This is a genomic window from Oleiphilus sp. HI0123, assembly GCF_001635315.1.
Genome location: NZ_LWGE01001435.1, coordinates 1 through 3,002 on the forward strand (window position 1 = coordinate 1; position 3,002 = coordinate 3,002).

General features: G+C 41.4%; 2 protein-coding genes. Both read left to right on the forward strand.

Annotated elements, in window-relative coordinates:
• Window positions 1-1,668, forward strand: a 1,668-nt coding sequence (gene yidC, locus A3761_RS18650) for a membrane protein insertase YidC (protein WP_068750667.1), incomplete at its 5' end; no start/stop codon positions are given.
• Window positions 1,669-1,685: 17 nt separating this feature from the next.
• The coding region (gene mnmE / locus A3761_RS18655) for a tRNA uridine-5-carboxymethylaminomethyl(34) synthesis GTPase MnmE (RefSeq protein ID WP_068750669.1) at window positions 1,686-3,002 on the forward strand (1,317 nt) is incomplete at its 3' end.

Below are 3,002 nucleotides of genomic sequence, written 5' to 3' on the forward strand. Positions count from 1 at the left end.
CGTAGCATTATTTTTGTTGGCTTAGCAGTTGTATCATATATGTTGATACTTGCCTGGAATGAAGATTATGGTCAGCAAGCATCGCAAACCGCAGTTAAACAAGCCATTCCACAAGAGTCTATTGGTTTAAGTACTTCTGCAGAAAGTAGCGAAGATTCTGAATTTACTGTACCTGAGTCTGCTGCTGCAAGTATTGATAGCACAGCCCAAACAAAGAATTCCACCTCGCAACAATCGTCAAGCGTTCATATCAAAACAGATGTATTAGATTTATATCTTGATCTTAAAGGCGGTAATGTTATTTCGGCAAAAATGCCTCAGCATAAAGTTAGNTTAGGCTCAGAAGAAGCACTGGCGCTGTTGGAAAGTGGTAATGGTAGACATTACGTTGTTGAAAGTGGTCTATTTGGAAAAAATGGATATGATTCCTCTAAAAACGGCCCAGCTCCTATTTACTCATCATCATCTTCTTCATACGAGTTACAAGAAGGACAAGATAGCCTTTCAATAGACCTTAATTTTGAAAGTGATGATGGTGTATCAATTACTAAGCGTTATGAATTCAAGCGCAATGATTATCTGATTAATGTCAGCTATATCATTAATAACAAGACTAATGATAACTGGCAGGCAAACCTGTCTGGAAAGATTGTAAGAGATCGTTCCTCTGACCCATCGAGCCAAAATAGTATGGGTATGCAGTCATTTTTGGGAATGGCGCTTTCAAGCGCTGAAAAACCTTACGAGAAATATGACTTTGAAGACATGCTTGACTCCCCTATCAATGAACAAATTCATGGTGGTTGGGTTGCATTTATTCAGCATTACTTCCTAAGTGCCTGGATCCCAGATAATGGCGTTACTCATACTTATCAAACACGCGTGAAAGGCGGTCGATATTTGATGGGCTTTATTAGCCCTGCAATCGAAGTCGCTCCAGGAGAAACCAAGACGACATCTGCACAGTTATATATTGGTCCAAAGATTATGGAGCGTTTGGAAGCTATTGCACCAAACCTTGATTTAACCGTAGATTTTGGTTGGTTATTCTGGGTAGCAACGCCACTATTCCTATTGCTTGATTTCTTCTATGGCATTGTATTGAACTGGGGTTTTGCAATTATTCTGGTGACTGTTTGTGTTAAGGCTTTGTTCTTCAAGTTGTCGGCTGCAAGTTATCGTTCTATGGCGAATATGCGTCGGGTAGCACCTAAGCTACAAGCTTTAAAAGAACAGTATGGCGATGATCGTCAGAAGATGTCTCAAGGAATGATGGAGCTCTATAAGAAAGAGAAAATTAATCCTCTTGGTGGTTGTCTGCCTATTCTTGTTCAGATGCCTGTATTTATCGCTTTATACTGGGTTTTGATGGAGAGTGTTCAATTACGCCATGCTCCATTTATGTTCTGGATTCACGATCTATCGGTAATGGATCCTTACTTCATTCTGCCGATTCTGATGGGTGCAAGTATGGCTATCCAAATGCAGCTAAATCCATCTCCGCCTGATCCAATGCAAGCTAAGATCATGAAGATTATGCCTGTTGTAATGACTGTTTTCTTCTTATGGTTCCCTTCAGGGCTAGTTCTTTACTGGTTAGTAAACAATATTCTGTCGATTGCACAGCAGTGGGTAATTACCAGACAAATCGAAAAAGCTAACGCTTAATCTACCCTGTTCTTGATATGAGTGAATATTATCAAGACACTATTGCAGCTCTTGCTACGGCGGCAGGTCGTGGCGGAGTTGGAATTGTCAGGGTATCAGGCCCAAAAGCCTTAGATATCGCTAAACTGATGGTTCATTTTGAGCCTAAGAATCGATATGCACATTATTGCGATTTCTATGATCCAGATGGTTTACGTTTAGATCAGGGAATTGCCCTGTACTTTAAAGGTCCCCACTCCTTTACCGGTGAAGACGTCGTTGAGTTCCAAGCTCATGGTGGCCCGGTCATTCTGGATCTTTTGTTAAAAGCCATCGTTTCGAATGGTGCTCGCTTAGCAGAAGCGGGAGAATTTTCTCAACGCGCCTTTTTTAATGACAAGCTGGATCTGGTTCAGGCTGAAGCTATTTCTGACTTAATAAACAGTACTTCCGAGCAGGCTGCTCGTTCTGCTTTGCGTTCCCTACAAGGGGACTTTTCTCAGCAAGTTGATGCCATTGTATCCGGCTTGATTAAACTCCGAATGTACGTGGAAGCAGCAATTGATTTCCCTGAAGAAGAAGTTGATTTTCTTTCTGAGTCACATGTCCTGGAGCAAGTTGATACTCTGATTGATACCTTGAATGACTTAATCAATAATGCGAATCAAGGGGCACTACTAACTGAAGGAATGAGGGTGGTAATTGCCGGTCGTCCAAATGCAGGTAAGTCTAGTTTGCTGAATGCTTTAGCAGGACGCGATTCAGCTATTGTGACTGATATTGAAGGAACTACACGTGATGTGCTTAAAGAGCAGATCAATATTGATGGAATGCCTTTACATATTATTGATACGGCAGGGCTTCGAGAAAGTACTGATAAAGTTGAACAGATTGGTATTGATAGAGCTTGGCAGGAAATTGAACAAGCTGATCGAATTCTTTTAGTTGTTGATGCTTCATCTATTGAATCAAACTCTGACTCATTACCAGACACGCTATGGCCAGAGTTTTTGGAAAAGCTCGATAATCAGGACCATATAACAATTGTTCGAAACAAAGTGGATAAAACGTCAGAAGCCCCATCGACTGCTTCGCTTGGTGAATTCCCACTTATTTCTTTATCCGCTAAGCAAAAACAAGGCTTAAGCTTACTACAAGATCACCTTAAAGAGTGCGTTGGTTATAAGGCTAATAATGAAGGTACATTTACTGCACGCAGACGGCACCTAGATGCCTTAAATCGTGCTTTGGATGCTGTAAATCTTGGTCGAAGACAGCTAACAGAGCTCAATGCCGGCGAGTTATTAGCCGAAGAGCTGCGTATTGCCCAAGATAATCTAGGGGAAATTACCGGT